Source organism: Streptomyces sp. NPDC002838 (genome assembly GCF_040295365.1).
GTDB lineage: Bacteria > Actinomycetota > Actinomycetes > Streptomycetales > Streptomycetaceae > Streptomyces.
Window position 1 is genome coordinate 1 of the sequence record NZ_JBEOVF010000038.1, and the last position, 20543, is coordinate 20543.

Annotated in this window: 18 protein-coding genes; 7 read left to right on the forward strand and 11 right to left on the reverse strand. The window is 71.3% G+C overall.

Annotated elements, in window-relative coordinates:
- Positions 1-144: 144 nt before the first annotated feature.
- From ABT063_RS36115 to leuA, 6 genes are all read right to left on the reverse strand, one after another.
- Positions 145-1338, reverse strand: a complete 1194-nt coding sequence (locus tag ABT063_RS36115; RefSeq protein ID WP_351064438.1) for a sialidase family protein — start codon at positions 1336-1338, stop codon at positions 145-147.
- A 43-nt stretch (positions 1339-1381) separates the two neighbouring features.
- Entirely contained in the window at positions 1382-2047 is a 666-nt protein-coding gene (locus tag ABT063_RS36120) for a response regulator transcription factor (protein WP_351064440.1), read from the reverse strand.
- On the reverse strand, positions 2044-3228 hold the full coding sequence (locus ABT063_RS36125) for a sensor histidine kinase (protein ID WP_351064562.1): 1185 nt from the start codon (positions 3226-3228) through the stop codon (positions 2044-2046). The genes ABT063_RS36120 and ABT063_RS36125 overlap by 4 nt, the downstream gene beginning before the upstream one ends.
- Positions 3229-3374: 146 nt before the next feature.
- Positions 3375-5453 carry an MMPL family transporter gene (locus ABT063_RS36130; RefSeq protein ID WP_351064442.1) on the reverse strand — a complete coding sequence of 693 codons (2079 nt, stop codon included), beginning with the start codon at positions 5451-5453 and terminating at the stop codon, positions 3375-3377.
- A 606-nt stretch (positions 5454-6059) separates the two neighbouring features.
- On the reverse strand, positions 6060-6755 hold the full coding sequence (locus ABT063_RS36135; protein WP_351064444.1) for a tellurite resistance TerB family protein: 696 nt from the start codon (positions 6753-6755) through the stop codon (positions 6060-6062).
- A 184-nt stretch (positions 6756-6939) separates the two neighbouring features.
- Positions 6940-8670 carry a 2-isopropylmalate synthase gene (gene leuA, locus ABT063_RS36140; RefSeq protein ID WP_351064446.1) on the reverse strand — a complete coding sequence of 577 codons (1731 nt, stop codon included), beginning with the start codon at positions 8668-8670 and terminating at the stop codon, positions 6940-6942.
- 321 nt (positions 8671-8991) lie between these two features.
- Between leuA and ABT063_RS36145 the strand changes: the two genes are divergently transcribed.
- From ABT063_RS36145 to ABT063_RS36155, 3 genes are read left to right on the forward strand one after another with little or no spacing between them, the layout of a single operon-like run.
- Positions 8992-10062 carry a M4 family metallopeptidase gene (locus ABT063_RS36145; RefSeq protein ID WP_351064447.1) on the forward strand — a complete coding sequence of 357 codons (1071 nt, stop codon included), beginning with the start codon at positions 8992-8994 and terminating at the stop codon, positions 10060-10062.
- 21 nt (positions 10063-10083) lie between these two features.
- On the forward strand, positions 10084-10350 hold the full coding sequence (locus ABT063_RS36150) for a protealysin inhibitor emfourin (RefSeq protein WP_124442397.1): 267 nt from the start codon (positions 10084-10086) through the stop codon (positions 10348-10350).
- Positions 10351-10408: 58 nt separating this feature from the next.
- Complete coding sequence (locus tag ABT063_RS36155; RefSeq protein WP_351064449.1) at positions 10409-11749, forward strand: GH1 family beta-glucosidase; 1341 nt, start codon at positions 10409-10411, stop codon at positions 11747-11749.
- 52 nt (positions 11750-11801) lie between these two features.
- Here the strand turns inward: ABT063_RS36155 and ABT063_RS36160 are convergent, their stop codons facing one another.
- Entirely contained in the window at positions 11802-12659 is an 858-nt protein-coding gene (locus ABT063_RS36160; protein WP_351064451.1) for an NAD-dependent epimerase/dehydratase family protein, read from the reverse strand.
- A gap of 122 nt (positions 12660-12781) precedes the next feature.
- Between ABT063_RS36160 and ABT063_RS36165 the strand changes: the two genes are divergently transcribed.
- The 3 genes from ABT063_RS36165 (at position 12782) to ABT063_RS36175 (ending at position 15757) form a co-directional block, all read left to right on the forward strand.
- Positions 12782-13645: a helix-turn-helix transcriptional regulator gene (locus tag ABT063_RS36165; RefSeq protein WP_351064452.1), complete on the forward strand. Its 864-nt coding sequence runs from the start codon at positions 12782-12784 to the stop codon at positions 13643-13645.
- 115 nt (positions 13646-13760) lie between these two features.
- Positions 13761-15398, forward strand: a complete 1638-nt coding sequence (locus ABT063_RS36170) for an esterase/lipase family protein (protein ID WP_351064453.1) — start codon at positions 13761-13763, stop codon at positions 15396-15398.
- Between the two features lie 8 nt (positions 15399-15406).
- The gene (locus ABT063_RS36175; protein ID WP_351064455.1) at positions 15407-15757 is read left to right on the forward strand and encodes a hypothetical protein; all 351 of its coding nucleotides are present in this window, start codon (positions 15407-15409) and stop codon (positions 15755-15757) included.
- Between the two features lie 11 nt (positions 15758-15768).
- Here the strand turns inward: ABT063_RS36175 and era are convergent, their stop codons facing one another.
- Complete coding sequence (gene era / locus ABT063_RS36180) at positions 15769-16737, reverse strand: GTPase Era (protein ID WP_351064456.1); 969 nt, start codon at positions 16735-16737, stop codon at positions 15769-15771.
- Positions 16738-16925: 188 nt separating this feature from the next.
- Here era and ABT063_RS36185 point away from each other — a divergent pair, with 188 nt between their 5' ends.
- The gene (locus ABT063_RS36185; protein WP_351064457.1) at positions 16926-17264 is read left to right on the forward strand and encodes a P-II family nitrogen regulator; all 339 of its coding nucleotides are present in this window, start codon (positions 16926-16928) and stop codon (positions 17262-17264) included.
- Here the strand turns inward: ABT063_RS36185 and ABT063_RS36190 are convergent.
- The 3 genes from ABT063_RS36190 to ABT063_RS36200 all read right to left on the reverse strand — a co-directional run bounded on the left by ABT063_RS36190 (position 17158) and on the right by ABT063_RS36200 (position 20353).
- Positions 17158-18186 (reverse strand): WxL protein peptidoglycan domain-containing protein, encoded by a 1029-nt coding sequence (locus ABT063_RS36190; RefSeq protein WP_351064458.1) that lies wholly within the window; start codon positions 18184-18186, stop codon positions 17158-17160. The genes ABT063_RS36185 and ABT063_RS36190 overlap by 107 nt on opposite strands.
- A 162-nt stretch (positions 18187-18348) precedes the next feature.
- Positions 18349-19677: a WxL domain-containing protein gene (locus ABT063_RS36195; RefSeq protein ID WP_351064460.1), complete on the reverse strand. Its 1329-nt coding sequence runs from the start codon at positions 19675-19677 to the stop codon at positions 18349-18351.
- Between the two features lie 199 nt (positions 19678-19876).
- Positions 19877-20353 (reverse strand): hypothetical protein, encoded by a 477-nt coding sequence (locus ABT063_RS36200; protein WP_351064462.1) that lies wholly within the window; start codon positions 20351-20353, stop codon positions 19877-19879.
- Positions 20354-20543 lie beyond the last annotated feature (190 nt).

Below are 20543 nucleotides of genomic sequence, written 5' to 3' on the forward strand. Positions count from 1 at the left end.
GCACCTCGAAAGGTGCCGAGTCGGGTGGTGGGTGGGCATAGGCCGGGGGTCCAGGGGGCGGAGCCCCCTGACGGGGTCGAAGGGGCGGAGCCCCTGGGGATGGGACGGGTAGGGGCGGCGGGGGCGAAAACTCCTGCCAGCCACCTACCTCAGCTCAGCCACCGCCACCCGCCGGAACTCGATCGTCTCGTACGCCCCCGTCACCCCCGTCTCGTACAGCACCCCGACCGTCTCCTCATCCACCCGCACCAGATCCGAGTACGCGGCCCACCGCCCCGACAGCGTCAGCACCTTCTCGAAGGTCACCCCCGCGTCCCCGCTCCGCCAGATCGCCATCCCCCGCCGCGCGGTGGGGACAGAAGGACCGGAGAACAGCAACGGCCCGCCCCCACCCGGCAGTTGAAGGACACTGCCCTGCACCACCGGCACATCGTTCAACGTGGGCTGCACCGCATACGGCCGGTCCGCACTCGACGCCCCGTCACTGGAGTACGTGTCCAGCCGGTTCCCGACACTCGCGCCGTTCTGGTCCCGCGAGCTGAAGTACAGCCGCCCGTCCGCCAGTTGCGCCGCCGTCGACTCGTTCGCGTTGTCGACGCCGTCGTAGGAGCCGTCGACGAAGCCCAGCCGCCAGCTGTGCCCCCCGTCGTCGCTGTACAGCGCGTGCGCACCGTAGTACCGAGGCTCCTCCCCCGTATCCACCGCCCCCGCGCCCGCACCCGGCGCCACCGAGTGATTCGCCGCGACCACCAGCCGCCCCGCATACGGCCCCCGCGTCAGCGCCACCGCATGGCCGGGCCCGGTCGCGTACCACCGCCACCCCGCCGACTTCACCTCCCCCGTGATCTCGCGCGGCGCCGAGAAGTGACGCCCGTCGTCCCGGCTGCGCTGCACGAACGCCCGACGGCCCTGCTCCGGCGTCACCTCCCCCCGCATGATCTGCGCCTCGGTCACCGCACCGCTGTTGTAGGAGGTGACGAGGACGACGTCCCCGGTGCGCGGGTCGACCACCGGCGCCGGGTTGCCCCGCGTGTCCCCCTCCCCGGCGGTGACGACCGTGAGCGGACCCCAGGTGCAGCCGCCGTCGTCGGACCGGCGCAGCACGACGTCGATGTCCCCGGAGTCCCCCGCCCCGTCGTGTCTGCCCTCCGCGAAGGCGAGGACCGTGCCCCGGCGGGTGGTGACGGTGGCGGGGATGCGGTAGGTGTCGTAGCCGCCCTGCCCCGAGACGTACGGCACGGACGACCCGCACCGGGCGGCGGCCGAGGCGTGGCCGGCCGCCGTGAGCGGGGTGAGAAGCACTGCGGTGGCGAGGAGGGTACGGCTCAGAAAGGTCATCGCTCCCCTTACAGAGAACCATTGCACAGTGACTGACTGTCCGTCACATGCTCCCCGGCGTGACCATCTGCGACTCGTACGCCACGATGACCAACTGCGCCCGATCCCGCGCCCCCAGCTTCCCCATGATCCGGCTGACGTGCGTCTTCGCGGTCAGCGGACTCAGCCCCAACGCCTCGGCGATCTCGGTGTTGTTGAGGCCGCGCGCGACCAGCGTCAGCACCTCGCGCTCGCGCTCCGACAGGCACTCCGGCCCGCCCCCGGTGGCGGCCGGCGACGGACTGCGCAGGAACCGCTCGATCAGCCGAGCCGTCGGCCCCGGCGACAGCAGCGCCTCCCCGGCCGTCACCGTGCGGATCGCGTCGAGGAGTTCGGCCGGACGGGTGTCCTTCACCAGGAACCCGGAGGCCCCGGCGCGCAGCGCCTCGACGATGTTCTCGTCGGTGTCGTAGGTCGTCAGGACCAGCACCTTCACGCCCGCCAGGTCCTCGTCGGCGGCGATCAGACGCGTCGCCTCGATGCCGTCCAGGTCGGGCATGCGAATGTCCATCACCACCAGGTCGGCGCGTTTGCCGCGAGCCAGTTCCACCGCCTCCCGCCCGGTGGCCGCCTGCCCGACCACCTCCATGTCCCGCGCCGACTCGACGAGCATCGCGAACGCCTCCCGTACCAGGGTCTGGTCGTCGGCCAGCAGTACGCGGATGGTCATCCGGTTCCCCCTCCAGGCAGTACGGAAGTGAGCGGCAGTACGGCGGTCACCTCGAAGCCGCCCCCGGTCCGTGGTCCGGCGTCGAGTGTGCCACCGACGCTGCGGGCCCTCTCCCGCATGCCGACGAGCCCGAACCCGGGGGTGCCGCCGGGCGTGGGTCCGATTCCGTCGTCGGTGACCGAGAGGCGCAGGACGCCGTCCTCCTCGTCCAGGTCGACCGATACGGCCGGCTCGGGCCCCGCGTGCCGTACCGCGTTCGTCAGCGCCTCCTGCACGATGCGGTAGGCGGCGGCGCCCACGGCGGGCGGCGCCTGCCGCACCCGTATGTCCTGTTCGACGCGGGCGCCGGCGAGCCGCGCGGTCTCCACGAGGTCGGACACGCCGTCGAGGCCGGGCAGCGGGCCGCGCGGGTCCCCGTGCTCGGAGGCACGCAGCACCTCCAGCGTCGTACGGAGTTCACCGCGCGCGGTCCGGCAGGTCTCGGCGATGTCGTCGAGGGCCTTCGCGACCGTCTCGCGGTCCAGACGTTCGGGGTCGGCGGCCAGGACGTGCGCGGCCACGGAGGTCTGGACGCCGATGAGCGTGATGCTGTGGGCGAGCAGGTCGTGCAGGTCGCGGGCGATCCGCAACCGCTCCTCGGCGACCCTGCGCCGCGCCTCCTCCTCGCGGGTGCGTTCGGCGCGCTCGGCGCGTCCGACGATGGCGGCGACGTACTGGCGGTAGAAGCGGGCGCTCATGCCGCAGAAGAGGACGGCGATGACCCAGCCGAAGATCCGCAGGATCTCGCGCACGCCGTCGGGGTTGGTGACGGCGTTGAGGATCAGCGTCACGCCCAGGACGGTGCCGCCGGTGAGCAGCGTACGGCGCGCCGTGCCGGTCGCCGCGATCGTGTAGAGCACCGTCATGGTCGCGGGGATGGGCGCGGTGTGGTTGTTGTCGAGTGCGTGGTACGGGGCGACGCAGGCCAGCACCGCGAGCAGGACCAGCACCGGACGTCGGCGCCGCCACACGAGGGGCACGTGGGCGGCGAGCAGCAGGGTCCAGCCGAGCGCGTCGGGCCGGCGCCCGTGGTTGCCGAGCAGGACGATGGCCGTGGCGAGGGCGGCCATCGCCACGGCCAGCAGCGCGTCGTTGCGGATGCCGTGCGGGGCGGTGCGGGGGTCGCGGTTGATCGCCGCCATGATCCGCTCGCCGAGGCGGGGCGGGGCCGTCGGCGTGGTCGCCCGGACGGGTGTGGTGGTTGCCTGCACGCGCTCATCCTCCGTCACGGGGGCGCCCCTTCGGGAGGGAAAGGGACGCCCCTAGGGCCCTAGGTGTCACCGTCGTCTCACACGGGCTCCGGCTGTCGCTCCGCCCGCTCCGGCTCCGGTTCCGGCGCCCGCGACAGCCGGCCCGGCCACCACAGCTTCCGCCGCAGTGCGACGGCCGCGCTGGTGACGAGGTACGTGCGGACGAGGAACGTGTCGAGCAGCACGCCCACCGCGATGACGAAGCCGAGCTCGACGAGCTGCACCATCGGCATGTTGGTGAGCACCGCGAAGGTGGCCGCGAGGACGAGTCCGGCGGAGGCGATGACCCCGCCGGTCGTGCGCAGCGCGGTCAGCGCGGCCGGCACCGGTTCGGCGCCGGTGAGGGACTCCTCGCGCATCCGGTGCATCAGGAAGATGCCGTAGTCGACGCCCAACGCGACCAGGAAGACGAAGGACAGCAGTCCCAGCCCCGGATCCGTGCCCTCGAAGCCGAAGACCGGCCCGAAGACGAGTCCGCCGATGCCGAGGGCCGCGCCCCACACGGCGACCACGGCGGCCACGAGGAGCAGCGGGGCGACGAGGGACCGCAGCAGGCCCATCAGGATCAGCAGGACGGAGGCCAGGACCAGGGGTACGACGATCTTGCTGTCGCGTGCGCTGGTGTCCTTCAGGTCGATCTGTTCGGCGCTCGGCCCGCCGACGTAGGAGCCGTCGAGCTTGTCGCGCAGGGCCTCGATGGTGGCGGTCTCGCCCGTCGACTGGGGCGCGGAGGCGGCCAGGACGGAGATCTCCGTCCAGCCGTCACCCCTGCGGCCTCGCTCGGCGCTGTCGACGCCGCGGGTGTTCTGGATCTCGGCGAGGGTGGTGTCGGCGCGGTCGGTGGGCGTGATGACGGTGAGGGGCTGGGTGCCGCGCTCGGGGTAGGCCGCGGCGAGGGTCTCCATGGCGGTGACCGCGTCGGGCTTGCTGGTGAAGGTGTCCTCCTGCTTGATGCTGCCGGGCAGGTTCAGCGCGCCCAGGGCGAGCGCGCCGAGCAGCACGGCGCCGCCCGCGAGCACGGTGAGCGGCCGGCGTCCGGCGGAGCTGCCCATCGCGGCGAACAGCGACCGGCGGGCCTTGGGGGTGCTGCCGTAGCGCGGCACGAGCGGCCAGAAGACGCGGCGGCCGAGCAGGACGAGGATCGCGGGCAGCAGGGTCAGCATCGCGACGAGCGCGCACAGCACGCCCACCGTGCCGAGCGGGCCCATGCCGCGGCTGCTGTTGAGGTCGGCGGCGAGCAGGCAGAGCAGGCCCGCGGCGACGGTGCCGGAGGAGGCGAGCACGGCCGGCCCGCAGCCGCGCAGGGCGGCCACCATGGCGTCGTACGGCCGCTCGATGCGTCGTAGCTCCTCGCGGTAGCGGGATACGAGCAGCAGGGCGTAGTCGGTGCCCGCGCCGAACACGAGGATCGTCATGATGCCGGAGCTCTGGCCGGACACGGAGGTCCCGAACGTCTGGTTGAGGCCGTAGGCCACGCCCATCGACAAGTAGTCGGCGATGCCGGCGACGGCGAGCGGGACGAGCCAGAGGAACGGGCTGCGGTAGATGAGGATCAGCAGCAGCGCGACGACCGCGGCGGTGGTGTAGAGCAGCGGGCCGTCGAGGGAGTTGTAGACCTCGCTGGCGTCGGTGGCCAGTGCCCCCTCGCCGCCGACCTCGACGCTCAGCCCGTCGCCGCCCTTGGCGACGTCCCGTACGTCGTTGACGAGGGCGTCACGGGCCTCCTCGTCGGTGCCGGGTTCGGTGCTGGCGACCGGGTACATCAGGGTGGTGCCGTCCTGGGACGGAACGCCCTGCGGTTCTGCGGTCAGCCGGTGCGTGCCCGCGATCCGCTCGATCTGCTCCGCGGCGGTCGTCCTGTCGGCGGCGGTCAGTCCGCCGTCCCGGTGGTAGACGACGACCATCTCGGTGGTCTCGCCGCCGGGCAGCCGGTCCTGGATCTCGGCCACCTGGGTGGAGTCGGCGCTCGCCGGCAGGTAGTCGACGGCCCGGTCGCGCTGGACGTCCGAGAGCTTCGCCGCGAACGGCGAGGCAAGCGCGAGCACGGCGATCCACAGCCCGAGCACGAGCCAGGGCACGGCCCGCCGTCGCCGTGTGCTTGTCGTTGCGGCCCCCATCTGGCGGGCCTCCCTCCGGTCGGATGTCTGGGTCGGTCTCCAGACTTCCGGCGGGAAGGGGCCGATTCGTCGGGCGGGAGGGCGAGTTGCGGGTTACTGCCAGAGGTGACCGGACGGGGCCGCTACTCCCCGGGGAGTAATCCCGATCGGGGCCTACGACGGCGAACGCGGGCCGGTACTACGACCGCGAACTCGGGCCGGTGCTATGACAGCGGACGCGAGCCGGTACTACAACCGCGAACTCGGGCCGGTGCTACGACGGCGAACGCGAGCCGGCACTACAACCGCGAACGCGAGCCGGCACGACGACCGCGAACGCCGAGCCGGTGCTACGACGGCGAACGCGAGCCGGCACGACGACCGCGAACGCCGAGCCGGTACTACAACCGCGAACTCGGGCCGGTGCTACGACCGCGAACGCGAGCCGGTGCTACGACCGCGAACGCAAGCCGGGACTACGGCAGCGAACGCAAGCCGGGACTACGGCAGCGAACGCAAGCCGGGACTACGGCAGCGAACGCAAGCCGGGACTATGGCAGCGAACGCAAGCCGGGATTACGACCGCGAACGCAAGCCGGGATTACGACAGCGAACGCCGAGCCGGTGCTACGACGGCGTCCGCGCCGCCGCCAGCAGTCGGGTCACGTCGTCCGCGCAGATGGTCAGGGCGGCGCCCACGGTCGCGAGGACATCCCGCTCGGCGGGGGTGTACGGGCCGTCGGCGAGGGCGATGCGGGCGCCCTGGAGCAGGATCGATTCGCGGCCGGCGGGCGCGAGGTGCGGGGCCAGCGGGTCCAGCGCCTCGTGCAGCTCTATGGCCAGCCCGGCTCCGCAGGGGCGGTCGTAGACCCGGCCGGTGTCCGCGGCGAGGGCCTCGACCAGAGCGTCGAGCTGTTCCTCGGTGCAGTCGTCGAAGCCGGCGACGCGGACCGTGGCCGCGGCGGTCTCCAGGGACGTACGGGAGCAGGTGCCGCCCGCGGCGAGCACCGCGAGGGCGACCGTGTGGACGGCGTCGCGGAGCATCGCGGAGAAGCGGGTGGTGGTCGGGTGGTCGAGGACGTCGGTGCCGAAGTGGCGGCGGCAGGCGGCGCACTCCACGACGGGACCGGTCTCGCCGCGCGGGACGACGGGCACGCCGACAAGGGTGAAGCGGCGGCGGCCGGTCAGCCGCTGGTAGTTGCGGTCGCCCCCGCACCCGGGGCAGAAGAACTCGCCGTCGCCGACGGTCGTCCACGCGGTACGGGTGCCCAGGAGGCGCGCAGGCCTGACGGCACGGCCGTTTCGTCCCCGTCCTGGCAGCACGTCGCACCTCCGTAACCACGCGGCAACATCGCCGCGCTTGCGTGATGTTAGCCACATCTGCGAGGCGGCGTCATTACTCCTGACGAGACCTACCCGTGACCTGCACAGGGATTGGCCGGTATACGACGGGACCCCGCCCGCCACAAAAAGGGCGAACGGGGTCCTGAACCGCTGGTCGGGCTGGTCAGCGAGTCGCTCGGTTGACGGCCGAGACGACCGCCTTCAGCGAGGCACGTGTCGTGTTCGCATCGATGCCGATGCCCCACAGAACCTTGCCGTCGATCGCGCATTCGATGTACGAGGCGGCCTGCGCGGAGGCGCCCTCGCTCATCGTGTGCTCCTGGTAGTCCAGCAGGCGTACGTCGATGCCGATGGACTGCAGGGCGTCGAAGAAGGCCGAGATCGGACCGTTGCCGGTACCGGTCAGGACGGTGTCGACGCCGTCGACGGTGGCCTCGACGGTGAGCGTGTCGACGCCGTCGGTGTCGGTGGTCGACTGGTTGTTGCGTACCTGGATACGGCCCCACGGGTTGTCGGGGTTGGGCAGGTACTCGTCCTGGAAGGCCGCCCAGATGTCGTTGCCGGTGACCTCGCCGCCTTCGGCGTCCGTCTTGGCCTGGATGAGCTTGGAGAACTCGATCTGCATCCGGCGCGGCAGGTCCAGCTTGTGGTCGTTCTTCAGGACGTACGCGATCCCGCCCTTGCCGGACTGCGAGTTGACCCGGATGACCGCCTCGTAGGAGCGGCCGACGTCCTTGGGGTCGATCGGCAGGTACGGCACGGCCCACTCGACGTCGTCGACGGTGACGCCCTTGGCGGCCGCGTCGGCCTCCATCGCGTCGAAGCCCTTCTTGATGGCGTCCTGGTGGGAGCCGGAGAAGGACGTGTAGACCAGGTCGCCCACGTACGGGTGGCGCGGGTGGACCTCCATCTGGTTGCAGTACTCCCACGTACGACGGATCTCGTCGATGTCGGAGAAGTCGATCTGCGGGTCGACGCCCTGGGAGAACAGGTTCATGCCCAGGGTGACCAGGTCGACGTTGCCGGTGCGCTCGCCCTGCCCGAACAGACAGCCCTCGACACGGTCGGCGCCGGCCATCAGCGCCAGCTCGGCCGCCGCGACGGCCGTACCGCGGTCGTTGTGGGGGTGGATGGACAGGCAGACGTGCTCGCGGCGGGAGAGGTTGCGGCCCATCCACTCGAAGCGGTCCGCGTGCGTGGACGGCGTCGAACGCTCCACCGTGGCGGGCAGGTTGAGGATGATCTCGCGGTCCGGGCCGGGCTGCCAGACGTCCATGACCGCCTCGCAGACCTCCAGGGCGAAGTCCAGCTCGGTGTCGGTGAAGATCTCGGGGCTGTACTGGTAGCCGAACTCCGTCTCAGGGCCCAGCAGCTTCTCCGCGTACTCCATCACCAGCCGCGTGCCGTCCACGGCGATCTGCTTGATGTCGTCCTTGGAGCCGCGGAAGACCACGCGACGGAAGACGGGCGCGGTGGCGTTGTACAGGTGCACGGTGGCGCGCTTGGCGCCCTTCAGCGACTCGACGGTCCGCTCGATCAGGTCCTCGCGGGCCTGGGTCAGTACGGAGATGGTGACGTCGTCGGGGATGGCGCCCGGCTCCTCGATGATGGAGCGCACGAAGTCGAAGTCGGTCTGGCCGGAGGCGGGGAAGCCGACCTCGATCTCCTTGTAGCCCATCTTGACCAGCTGGTCGAACATCCGGCGCTTGCGCTCGGGCGACATGGGGTCGATCAGGGCCTGGTTGCCGTCACGCAGGTCGGTGGAGAGCCAGCGGGGGGCGGCGGTGATCCGCTTCTCCGGCCAGGTGCGGTCGGGGATGTCGACCTGCTCGTACTGGCCGTACTTGTGGATCGGCAGGGAAGTGGGCTGCTGGCGGTTCTGGCGCTTCGCCATATGGCTTCGGGCTCCTCAGGATGTCCGGAAGGACGGCCGACGACGCAACGCCAAGCTCCGCGGGGAGGGAGTCGGCCTCGACTACAGGCCCTCGCCGCGGCAGCTAAGGAGGAGCAGCCCGAAACGCATGATGTTCCGCATGCTAGCCGAGCCGCTTCCGGTTGCGCGGGTGCGTATCAGTATGCGGGACCGGAGAGTCAAACGGGACAAAAAGTGCCGCATACCACTTTCGCGCCTGTTTCCGGCCCTCTTGTCCGCACATTTCACCAATCATGGTTGCGGCTAGTGACAGCGGCATGACTCAGTGCAAGGGTGCCGGGCATGACGACCAACGGGGGCTTCGAGCCCGTCTTCTGCACCGTCGTACCACCGCATGTCCTCGACAAGCTGGCACGGAACGACGACCCCGCACTCTCCGGTCCCGCCCGGCGCACCCTGATGCGCGACAGCGAGCTCCGCGGCCGCCGCCGCGTGACCACCGAGTTCCGCCTGGCCGCTGCCCCGACGGCGAAGGCACCGTCGGACCAGCCGCTGCGCACCATCTACGACGCCGGACACAAGACCGACCTGCCCGGCACCAAGGTCCGCGGCGAGGGCACGCAGCCCGGCCAGGACGCCACGGTCAACCGCGCCTACTCCGGCCTCGGCGCCACCTTCGACCTCTTCCTCAAGGCTTACGGCCGCCACTCGATCGACGGCGACGGCCTGCCCCTGGACGCCACCGTCCACTACGACGAGAACTACAACAACGCCTTCTGGAACGGCGAACAGATGGTGTTCGGCGACGGCGACGGCGAGATCTTCCTCGACTTCACCATCCCGATCGACGTCATCGGCCACGAACTCGCCCACGGCGTCACCCAGTACACGGCCAACCTCACCTACTACGGCCAGCCGGGCGCCCTGAACGAGTCGATGTCCGACGTCTTCGGCGCGCTCATCAAGCAGTACACGCTGGGCCAGACCGCCGCCGAGGCCGACTGGCTGATCGGCGCGGGGCTTCTCGCCCCGAGCGTGACCGGCAAGGCCCTGCGCTCCATGAAGGAGCCGGGCAGCGCGTACGACGACGACGTCCTCGGCAAGGACCCGCAACCCGGGACCATGGACGACTACGTCCGCACCGGCCGCGACAACGGCGGCGTCCACATCAACTCCGGCATCCCCAACCACGCGTTCTACCTGACCGCGACCGCCCTCGGCGGCCACGCCTGGGAGAAGGCGGGCCAGATCTGGTACGACGTGCTGATCGGCGGCGAGCTGACGGAGCGGGCGTTCTTCACCGACTTCGCCAAGCTGACGGTGAAGGCCGCGCGGGAGCGGTACGGCGACGGGGGCGAGGAGCTCCAGGCCGTGGAGAAGGCGTGGGAGCAAGTCGGGGTGCGCATCCTCTGACTCCGTACTAGACAGGAACCCATGCGTATTCAGGTGAGGCGCACGGGCGGATTCGCGGGCATCGAGCGGCACGCCGAGGTGGACACCTCGGGGCGGCCCGATGCCCAGGAGTGGCACGCCCTGGCCGAGAGCGCGGTGGCGTCCGGCCGGGGCACGCCCCCCATCGGAGTGCCGGACGGCTTCAGCTACCAGATCACCGTGGACGGGAAGACGGTGTACGCGGCCGATCCTCGGCTCACGGACGAGCAGCGGAAGCTGATCTCGAGGGTCTTGAAGGAGGGCGCGTAAATCCCTGTTCACCCCTGCCGGTTGACTTCCGTTACCGCCGGTACGGATGATCCGGCGCATGGCGACGAACCCGATACCTGAGTTCCCGGCGTTCCCCGACTTCCCCGACATCCCCGACTTCCCCGACGGCTTCCTGTGGGGCGTCTCGACCTCGGCCCACCAGATCGAGGGCGCGGCGGACGAGCGCGAGCCGTCCGTCTGGGACGCCTTCACGGCCGAGCCGGGACGGGTGAAGGACGGCTCGACGGCGGCGGTGGCCTGCGACCACTACCACCGCTACCGCGAGGACGTGGCACTCCTGGCCGGCCTCGGCGTGGACGCGTACCGCTTCTCGATCTCCTGGCCGCGGGTGCGCTCCGAGGGCGGCCTGGACTTCTACGACCGGCTGGTGGACGAGCTGTGCGCGGCGGGGATACGGCCGGTGCCGACGCTGTTCCACTGGGACCTGCCGTTGGGGCTGGACTGGCTGGAGCGGGACACGGCGTCGCGTTTCGCGGAGCACGTGTCGGTCGTGGCGGACCGGCTGGGCGACCGCGTGCAGAAGTGGATCACCCTCAACGAGCCCGCCGAGCACACGCTGTTCGGCCATGCGCTGGGCGCGCACGCACCGGGCAAGCAGCTGATGTTCGACGCGCTCCCGGCCGCCCACCACCAACTCCTGGCGCACGGTCTGGCCGTACGGGCGCTGCGCGCGGCCGGCGCCACGGACATCGGGATCGCGAACTCGCACGGCCCGACATGGCCGGCGTCGCACGACCCCGCGGACGTGGAGGCGGCGGAGTTCTACGACGTCCTGCTGAACCGCCTGTTCGCGGACCCGGTCCTGCTGGGCGAATACCCGGCAGGCCTCGGCGAATTGATGCCGGGTGACGTCTCGGCGGACCTCAAGGTCATCGGCGAGCCGCTGGACTGGTACGGCATCAACTACTACGCGCCGACACGGGTGGGCGCCCCGCAGGGCGCGGACATCGAGTTCGGCGGTCTCACGATCCCCGCGGAACTCCCCTTCTCGGTGAGGGAGATCGAGGGCGTCCCGGTGACGGACTTCGGCTGGCCGGTGGTCCCCGAGGGCCTGACCGAGCTACTGACCACCTGCCACGCCCGCTACGGCGACCGACTCCCACCGATCGTCATCACCGAGAACGGCTGTTCGTACGAGGGCCGTGACGACCAGGCCCGCATCACCTACCTGGACGGCCACATCCGGGCGCTGCACCGGGCGGTGGAGGCGGGGGTGGACGTACGCGGCTACTTCGTGTGGTCGCTCCTCGACAACTTCGAGTGGGCGGAGGGGTACGCACGCCGGTTCGGGCTGGTGCACGTGGACTTCGGGACGCTGGAGAGGACGCCGAAGGCGTCGTACGAGTGGTACCGGAAGGTACTGCGGGCACAGCGCTGATGCCGCCCCCGGGGGCCTCCGCCCGGGTCTGGGGCGGTGCCCCAGGGGTCCGTCACAGGGCCCCGGCATCCCGCGCCGCCCACACCGTGGGATACAGCGGCCGATAGCCCAGCTCCCGCCTGATGCGATCCGTGGAGACGAGGCCGTGCCAGGGGTCGGGATCGGTACGGGTGTGGGCCTCCGCGGGCACATCGACGCCGAGGAGCTGATGGAGCTCCAGGGCCGCGACGGGGGCGTCGTCCGCGATGTTGTAGCCGCGGCCGTCCGCGCCCGGGGCATGGAGCAACCGCAGCAGCCCCTGCGCCGCGTCCGCCACATGGACAAGATGGAAGCGCTTGGTCGCGGCCCAGCCGCCGGTCCAGCGCAGGGACTGGGCGAGATGCGGGTCGCCCTCGCCGTAGACGAACGCCAGGCGGCCGACGCGGACGTCGAGCCCGTCGAGAGCCAGCAGGCCGCGTTCGGCCTCGGCCTTCGCCTGGGGGTACGCCGTCCACATCGGTCCGCCGGGAAGCGTGGGGTCGTCCTCGGTGAGCGGACGGCCCCGGTCGGCGCCGTAGACGAGGTTCGTACTGACCTGCACGAAGCGCCGCACGCCGGAGGCGACGGCCGCGCGGCCCAGTTCGAGGGCGGCGTCCCGGTTGACTGCCCAGGCCTCCTCGTCCGGTACGCCGCCCTTGAAAGCGGCGGCGATGTTGACCACCGCGTCCACTCCGCCGAGCGCCTTGGCGGCGGCCTCGGTGTCGCGGAGGTCGCCGACGGCGATCTGGGCGCCGCGGTCGGCGTGGGCGACGGCGCGGGCCTCGTCGCGGACGAGAACGCGCACCTGCTCGCCGGGGCGGGCCTGGGCGAGCAGCCGGGGGACGAAGCCGCGTCCCACCTGTCCGGTGGCGCCTGTGACCAGGGTCAGCATGATCTGCTCCTCTCGGTTGGTGTCACCACCCTCGCCCGGCGTCACGGTGGCCGGGAGAGACCTCCTGATCGGGGGACCGCCAGTCCCTGGATAAGCCGGCCGCACTACCGCAGGCTGAGGAGGTGAACCGAGCCGAACTCGCCGACTTCCTGCGCCGGGGCCGCGCCCGCCTGGACCCCTCGGACGTCGGCCTGACCCCCGGCGCCCGCCGCCGCACACCGGGCCTGCGCCGCGAGGAGGTGGCACAGCTCGCCGGAATGTCGGTGGACTACTACACCCGCCTGGAACAGTCCCGTGGCCCGCACCCGTCCCGCCAGATGCTGACCGCGCTGGCCAGGGCCCTCCGCCTGACGGACGACGAACGGGACCACCTCTTCCACCTGACCGGCGAGGAACCACCGCGCCGCGAGGCCACATCCGCGCACCTGGGCCCGGGCCTCCTCCTGGTCCTGGACCGCCTGCACGACACCCCGGCGCAGGTGCTGACCGACTGCGGTGACGTCCTCGCGCAGAACGCGATGGCGAGGGCGCTGGGCGGCGACGCCCTCGCCCGCCCGCCCCGCGAACGCAACCTCATCCGCCGCTTCTTCCTCGACCCGACGGCCCGCGACCTCTTTCCCCCGGAGGACCTCCCGGACCACGCCCGCGCCCACGTCTCGAACCTCCGCGCGGTGACAGCGGCCCGCCCCGACGACCCGGAACCGGCCGCGCTGGTCGCCGAACTACGCTCGTCCAGCGAGGAGTTCGCCCGCCTGTGGGACGAACACGAGGTGGCCCTGCGCCGCTCGTCGACCAAGCGCTTCCGCCACCCCCTGGTGGGCCTCCTGGAACTGGACTGCGAGATCCTCCTCAGCCACGAACACCACCACCTGCTGATCGTCCACACGGCCCGCCCGGGTTCGGAGTCCTACGAGCGGTTGCGGCTGCTGCGGGTGGTGGGCCTGCAGGACATGTCCCCCAGCGTGAGTGGGGCGGGCCAGGACTGAACGGCGGGGGCACCGACCGCCGTCCCGCCTCACCCTCTTGTCACCGTTTGCTCATGTGGCTCCCCTGGGCATCACCTGCCTGCTAGACAGTTCGCACGGTGAACCGGGGGGCGCGGTGCGGAACAACACGGTCGAGGACCTGGTGGTGGTCGTCCCGGGGATCATGGGCAGTCGCCTGGCGGTGGCGGGACGCGAGGTGTGGGGTCCCTCGCCCGGGGCGGTGTGGGAGGTCATCAGGACGTTCGCGGGCTCGGTGCGGGACCTCGGGCTGCCGAAGGACATCGGCGACGACCATCCCGGGGACGGCGTCGAGCCGGTCGGGCTGTTCGGCTCCCCGCACGCGTTACCCGGGGTGTGGCCGCTGATCGCCGGCTACGACGGCCTGCTCGAATGGCTGCGGGGCACGTTCACACTGCGGGACACGACGCCCGACGCGCCGGGGAACCTTGTTGAGTTCGCCTACGACTGGCGTCTGTCGTGCCGCCACAACGCCCGCCTCCTGCACCGCCGGATCGACGAGGCGCTGGGCCGGTGGCGGGCATCGGGCCCCGGGCGCGCGAACGCGCAGGTGCGGCTGATCTGCCATTCGATGGGCGGCCTGGTGGGCCGCTACTACGTCGAGTGCCTGGGCGGCGCGGAGGTCACCCGCACTCTGATCACCCTGGGCACGCCGCACCGGGGCTCGATCGGAGCACTGGACTCCCTGGTGAGCGGCCACCGTATCGGCGGGCGGGGACCGAGGGTGGGCATCCTGACGGACTTCGCCCACAGCCTCCCCTCCCTGCACCAGCTCATCCCCGACTACGCCTGCCTGGAGGGCCCCGCCGGGCTGGTGTACCCCCGTGAGGTCGCCGGTGGCCTGCCGGGAGTGAACCCGCACCTCCTACGGGACGCGGGCGACTTCCACACGGAGATCCGTACGGCCGCCGAGGCCCGGGTCGAGCAAGGCGGCAGCGACCAGCTGTGCCTGCCCGTGGTGGGGGTGCGGCAGCCGACTCCGACGACCGCGGCCCTGGACGGTGAGCGGCTGCGGCTGTGCGAAACCATCGAGGGCGTGGAGGAGGGCGGCGATGGGCGCGTACCGCGGTTCGCGGCCTACCCCGCCGAGGTCTCCCTGGAGAGTGCGGCCGTCGGGGAGTCCTACGCCACGCACGGTGCCCTCAAAGCTCACAAGGAGGTACGCAGGGACCTGCTCAAGTATCTGTCCCCCAAGCCACGGGTCTGGCGTGGAGCCGAGCCCGCCTACCCGATGAGCGTGCGCGTCCCGGATCAGGTGCCCGCCGGGGAGCCGCTGACGGTACAGGCGGGGGTCGCCACGGCACGCGAAGGAGCGGACGAACTGGCCGTCCAGGCGCTGCTGAAGGGCCCGAACCGCTTCAAGGGGCAGCGCACGCTGCGCAATCTCGGCGACGGCCGCTACGGAGGCCGGTTCACGGACCTCGCCCCGGGGCCGTACAGCGTCACGGTGCACGCGGTGGCGGACGACGCGGACAGCGGGGTGACGGCGCTGGTCCTGGCCGGCTCGGCGGCCTGCCTGACAGCGCATGCCACCGACCTCCTCACGCCGGACGCCGCCCTGGGAAACTCGCCGCGGAACCAGCCGCTGATCCGGACACACGTGAGGCCCGTGCCCTCCTGCTCGCCGCCGCCCAGCGCGTCCACGACCTCGAGGACAGCGCCTCCGAACACGACTACGAGCAACAGCGCATCGCCCTCTGGCTGGCCACGATCGGCCTCGGCTCGGTCCTGTTGATCGGGGCCGTGCTGGACCACCGGGAGACGATGCTCCTCGGTGCGCTGGGAGGCTTCCTGTCCCCGGCCATCGGAGTGATGCGCTCGCAGGGGCCGTCGTCCTGGGGCGTGCTCGTCCTCGCACCCGTCGGCGGCGCGCTCGCCGCGGTCGGCGGCCTCCTGCTGGTCCGCATGCTCGCCGACCCCGACCTGAACGTCCTCGGCCAGGTGTTCCTGGAGAACTCCTGGGGCGCACCCGAGCGCCCGATCGCCCTGGCCATCGCCCTGCTGTTCGGCTTCTCCGGCACGCTGTTCTCCCGGCTCGCCCTCACGGCCACCGGGCAGCTGACAGGGGCCGCCCCGCCGACCCGCCCCGTCTGACGCCCGGAGAGTCAGAACCCCAGCCGCCGCAGCTGCTTCGGATCCCGCTGCCAGTCCTTCGCCACCTTCACATGCAGGTCGAGGAACACCGGCGTCCCCAGCAGCGCCTCGATCTGCTTGCGCGACTTGATGCCGACGTCCTTCAGCCGCTTGCCCTTGGGACCGATGATGATCCCCTTCTGGCTGGGACGCTCGATGAAGAGGTTGGCGTGAATGTCCAGGAGCGGCTTGTCCGCCGGACGGTCCTCGCGGGGGAGCATCTCCTCCACCACGACCGCGATGGAGTGGGGAAGCTCGTCGCGTACGCCCTCCAGGGCCGCCTCGCGGATCAGCTCGGCGATCATGACCTGCTCGGGCTCGTCCGTCAGGTCGCCCTCGGGGTAGAGGGCCGGGCCCTCCGGGAGGAGCGGGACCAGCAGGTCCGCCAGCAGGCTCACCTGCGTGTCCCCGACCGCCGACACCGGGACGATCTCCGCCCACTCGAAGCCCAGCTCCTTGCCCAGCTGGTCGATCGCGATCAGCTGCTCGGCGAGGGTCTTGGAGTCCACCAGGTCCGTCTTCGTGACGATCGCGACCTTGGGAGTCTTCCGGATACCCGCCAGCTCCTTGGCGATGAAGCGGTCGCCGGGACCCAGCTTCTCGTTCGCCGGCAGGCAGAAGCCGATCACGTCGACCTCCGCCCAGGTGGTGCGGACCACGTCGTTCAGCCGCTCACCCAGCAGCGTGCGCGGCTTGTGCAGACCCGGGGTGTCCACCAGGATCAGCTGCGCGTCCGGCCGGTGCACGATCCCCCGTACCGTGTGCCGCGTCGTCTGCGGCTGATTCGCCGTGATCGCCACCTTCTGCCCGACGAGAGCGTTCGTGAGGGTGGACTTGCCCGCGTTGGGGCGGCCGACGAAACAGGCGAAGCCCGCCCGGTGGGCGGCCTCCGGCGATTCCGACGACTCGGATGACTGGCTGCGAACGCTCATGGCGCCCATTCTCCCTGATCCACAGAGCCCCGCCGTACAACAGACCGACCGTGCCTCTCGCCGCGCGGAGCAGGAGCACACCGGCCCGGGCCTTACGAAGCGCGCCGAGACCGCATACGATCACGGGCGTCCTGGGCCACGGCGCCCGGCCACCGCCTCCCCTGTCCCTCCCCCACCCCAGAAGGTCAAGACCAGGCATGAAGCTCATCACCGCGATCGTCAAGCCGTACCGCCTGGACGAGGTCAAGACCGCCCTTCAGGAACTCGGCGTGCACGGCCTGACCGTGACCGAGGCCAGTGGCTACGGCCGTCAGCGCGGCCACACCGAGGTGTACCGCGGCGCCGAGTACCAGGTCGACCTCGTCCCCAAGGTCCGTATCGAGGTCGTCGTCGAGGACGCCGACTCGGACGCCGTCATCGACGCGATCGTCAAGGCCGCGCAGACGGGGAAGATCGGGGACGGGAAGGTGTGGGTACTGCCGGTGGAGACGGTCGTACGGGTGCGGACGGGCGAGCGCGGCCCCGACGCGCTCTGACCAGCAGTACGACACCCACGAGCAGCACGGCGAACAGCACCGCCGCCACCAGCCAGGGCAGCGCGAAGAAGGACGCGCTCGCCGACTCGCGGGTGTCCGGCGCGCTCGCCGTCAGCGTCACGTCGCCCCAGTCGAGCTGGGGCGCGCCGCGCCAGGGCTCGGTGAGCCGTACGCGCTGACGGGGCAGCAGCTCGTCGGGGATCCTCGACAGGTCGCGGGCGAGCAGCGTACGGCCGAACAGGCCCCGCGCCCGCAGCTCCACCCTCGGGTTGAGCGTGACGTTGCCCGTGTTGCGGAGGGTGTAGGAGATCGTCGCCGTGCTGTCGCCGAGGCCGGGGACGAGCGGCTGGTGGTGGGTGATGCGGACGTCCTCGACGGCGATCGCTGGGAGCGTGGGCCCGCCGACCCGGAGGTAGATGCGGGCTCCGACGGCCCGCTGCACGCCGAGGGCGAGGGAGCCGTCGCCGCGGTCGACGCGCTCGTCCAGGGCGACCAACGCGCCCGGATGGTCGCCGGGTTCGGCCTCCTCGGGCACGCGGAGCGTGAAGGGCACGGTGACCTTGCCGTGCGCGGGGACGGTGACGTGAGCGCGTGCGGGCTTGGCCCAGGCGCCCACGCCCCGCTGCTTCTCCTCGACGGTCCGTACCGCGAAGCCCCCGTCCCGCGCGGTGTTGTAGGCGTCGGCGGCGTAGAGGCGGAAGGTGAGCGGCTCGGCGGTTTTGTTGGCGACGACGACCTTGTCCTTCAGGGTCGTACCCGGGTCGGCGGAGAGGTAGAAGTACGGGCGCGCGGCGATCTGCGAGGCGGCGGGGTGGACGGACCAGCTGCCGTTGTCGGCGGCGTGCGCGGGTGTGGCCGGCATGGCCGGAAACAGGCTCAGGAAGCTGAGGAAGCTCAGGAAGAGGACGTACGGCTTGCGCATGGGTGCGGACCCCCACGGACGAAGGCGATCGAGGTCATGGCCGATCGAAGTCGTGACCGATCGAAGTCGTGACCGATCGAAGTCGTGACCGATCGAAGTCGTGGCCGATCGAGGTGGACGGGCGGGTGCGGACCGTGGGAACGGGCGCCCGTGCGGTCGGGCTCAGGTGAGCGTGAGGGTGAGGACTCCGGCGTACGAGCCCGGAGGCGTGAACGCCGGTACGTTCAGGGACAGCCCGGCATCCACGGTGAACTCACCACCGGTGAGCGTGCCGTTGGGTGCGGACGCGAGGGTGGCTCCCGAACTGCCCACGGAGCCGGGCGAACCGGCCTGGCAGGTACTCGGGCTGCCCGCCTTGGTGGTGCAGGCCGGGCTCCAGCTCAGCCTGCCCGCATCGATCTTGGCACCGGGGCCGGTGAAGTCGGTGACCTTGCCGGTGAGGGACCAACCCGCCGGCCCGCCGCGGAAGTCCTCGACGGTCACCGTCCGCAGAGCGCCCTCGGAGGCCCCGCCCTTGCCGAAGCCGACCGCCGACAGCTGTACGGCGTCCCCGGCCTGGGACATGGACAGCGTGCCGGCCCTTACCGTGGTGGTGAGCTTCTGACTGCCGTCCGGGACGGGCGTGTCGTCGACGACGACGTAGGCGGCGGGCCCGGCACCCTTTTCGGCGCTCCAGGCGCTCCCCTCGAACGCCACGACCCCGGTGGTCGTCTTGTCGTTGACGACGAGGGATCCGCTGAAGGCCCCTTGCCCGTCGGCGGTCACGGTGGCGGTGTCCGCGGTCTGGCCGTCTCCCGACCGCCCGGCCAGGGTGACGGCGGCACCTGGCGAGAAGTCGCTGCCGGTGACGGTGACGCTGTCACCGGGTTTCCCGGATGCCGAACTCAGCGAGATGGCCCGGGTGTTGCCCGGATTCCCGTCGGTCGCGGTGACGGTCTCGGACACGGGGGCGGGTGGGTTGGTGACCGTGCAGGGGGTGTCCAGCTCCAGGATGTAGCTGGTGTGGATGTTGTAGTCGCCGGGCGAGAGTGTGACGGCGCCGGGCGCGGTGACGGTGAAGGTGCCGGTCATCGAGAACGACGGGAAGGTGCCCCGGCCCGGCACGGGGGCGTTCTTCTTCGGCCCGGCGACGGTGACGTCACCGGTCTGCGCCCCGCCCAGGGTGACCTTGCCGGTGGGCGTCATGATGTCGGCCGGCAGGGCGAGGTCGGTGGGGTTGCTGGCGGCGGGCTCGACCACCGTGTAGGTCACGGTGACGGTGTCGCCGACCTTGGGGCTGGCGTTGTCCACCGTGATGTTCGCGGTGGTGGTGCCGTCGATGGGCGGGATGCCCGCGATCGGCGGCGGGATGCAGTGCGTGGCGAACTCCACGTCGGCGGACTGGGCCGACGCGGCGCCGGCCGGGGCGGCCAGCGTGCCGCCCACGGTCACCACGAGTGCGGTCGCCGCGAGCAGCGACGCCCAGCGGCGTCTTCGGATGGTGGATCCCATGTGTGCCCCCTCCTGAGGGATGCGGGCGCAGCGGCTCTTCTGCGCCGACAGGGGGCATTGATGTGCGGATTGCGTGAGAAGTCAATGGAGACGCGGAGATGAACTGATGGGCCGTCAGCTTCCGTGCGTGGAAAGGAATCAACGGCCCATCAGCGCCCAGTTGCTCAGTTGCTCAGTTGCTCAGTTGCTCAGTTCAGTCTCAGTCGAACACGAACGGGCCCGGCGACTGCGGTGCGGCCGCCGTGCAGGTGATGGTGATGCCGAAGACGGTCATCCGCAGGGAGCCGCCGTACGCCTCCAGGCTGTCACCGGAGGCCACGGTGCCGTCGAGCGGGCCGACCGTGACGGGGTCGCCGGCGGCCATGGCCGGGTTCTTCGTGCCGGTGAAGGCGGTGGTGCCGCCGCCCGACTTCACCAGGGTGAGCGTGGAGGCGATCGAGTCCTGCCCCAGGGCGATCGGCGCGGTGATGGCCGAGGAGGTGAGGGTCATGGTGGCGGCGGTGCCGTCCTGCGTCGCCGTCAGCGTGGCCTCGCCGCCGCCGAAGGTGCCGCAGTCGGCGGTGATCGTCGCGGTGTCCGGGGTGACGGCCGCGGCGGTGGGGGCGAGGGCGAGTCCGGCGACCGCGAGGGCGCCGACGGCGAGTGCCGCACCCGTTGTCATTCGCTTGTGTCTCATGGGATCCGATTACCTTCCCGAGTGGGGATTGCCATGTGGGGATGGACGGGAGAGGCAAGCTCCGGCGGACGAGTGCCTCGCGGGCGCGGTGCGGAACGCCGCACGAGGCATGAATCTGACGGTCCGTCGGAACTTCCGATTCCATTGATGCGCGAGTGGTGGGGGACGGCAAGGTGATTTCCGGCCGCCA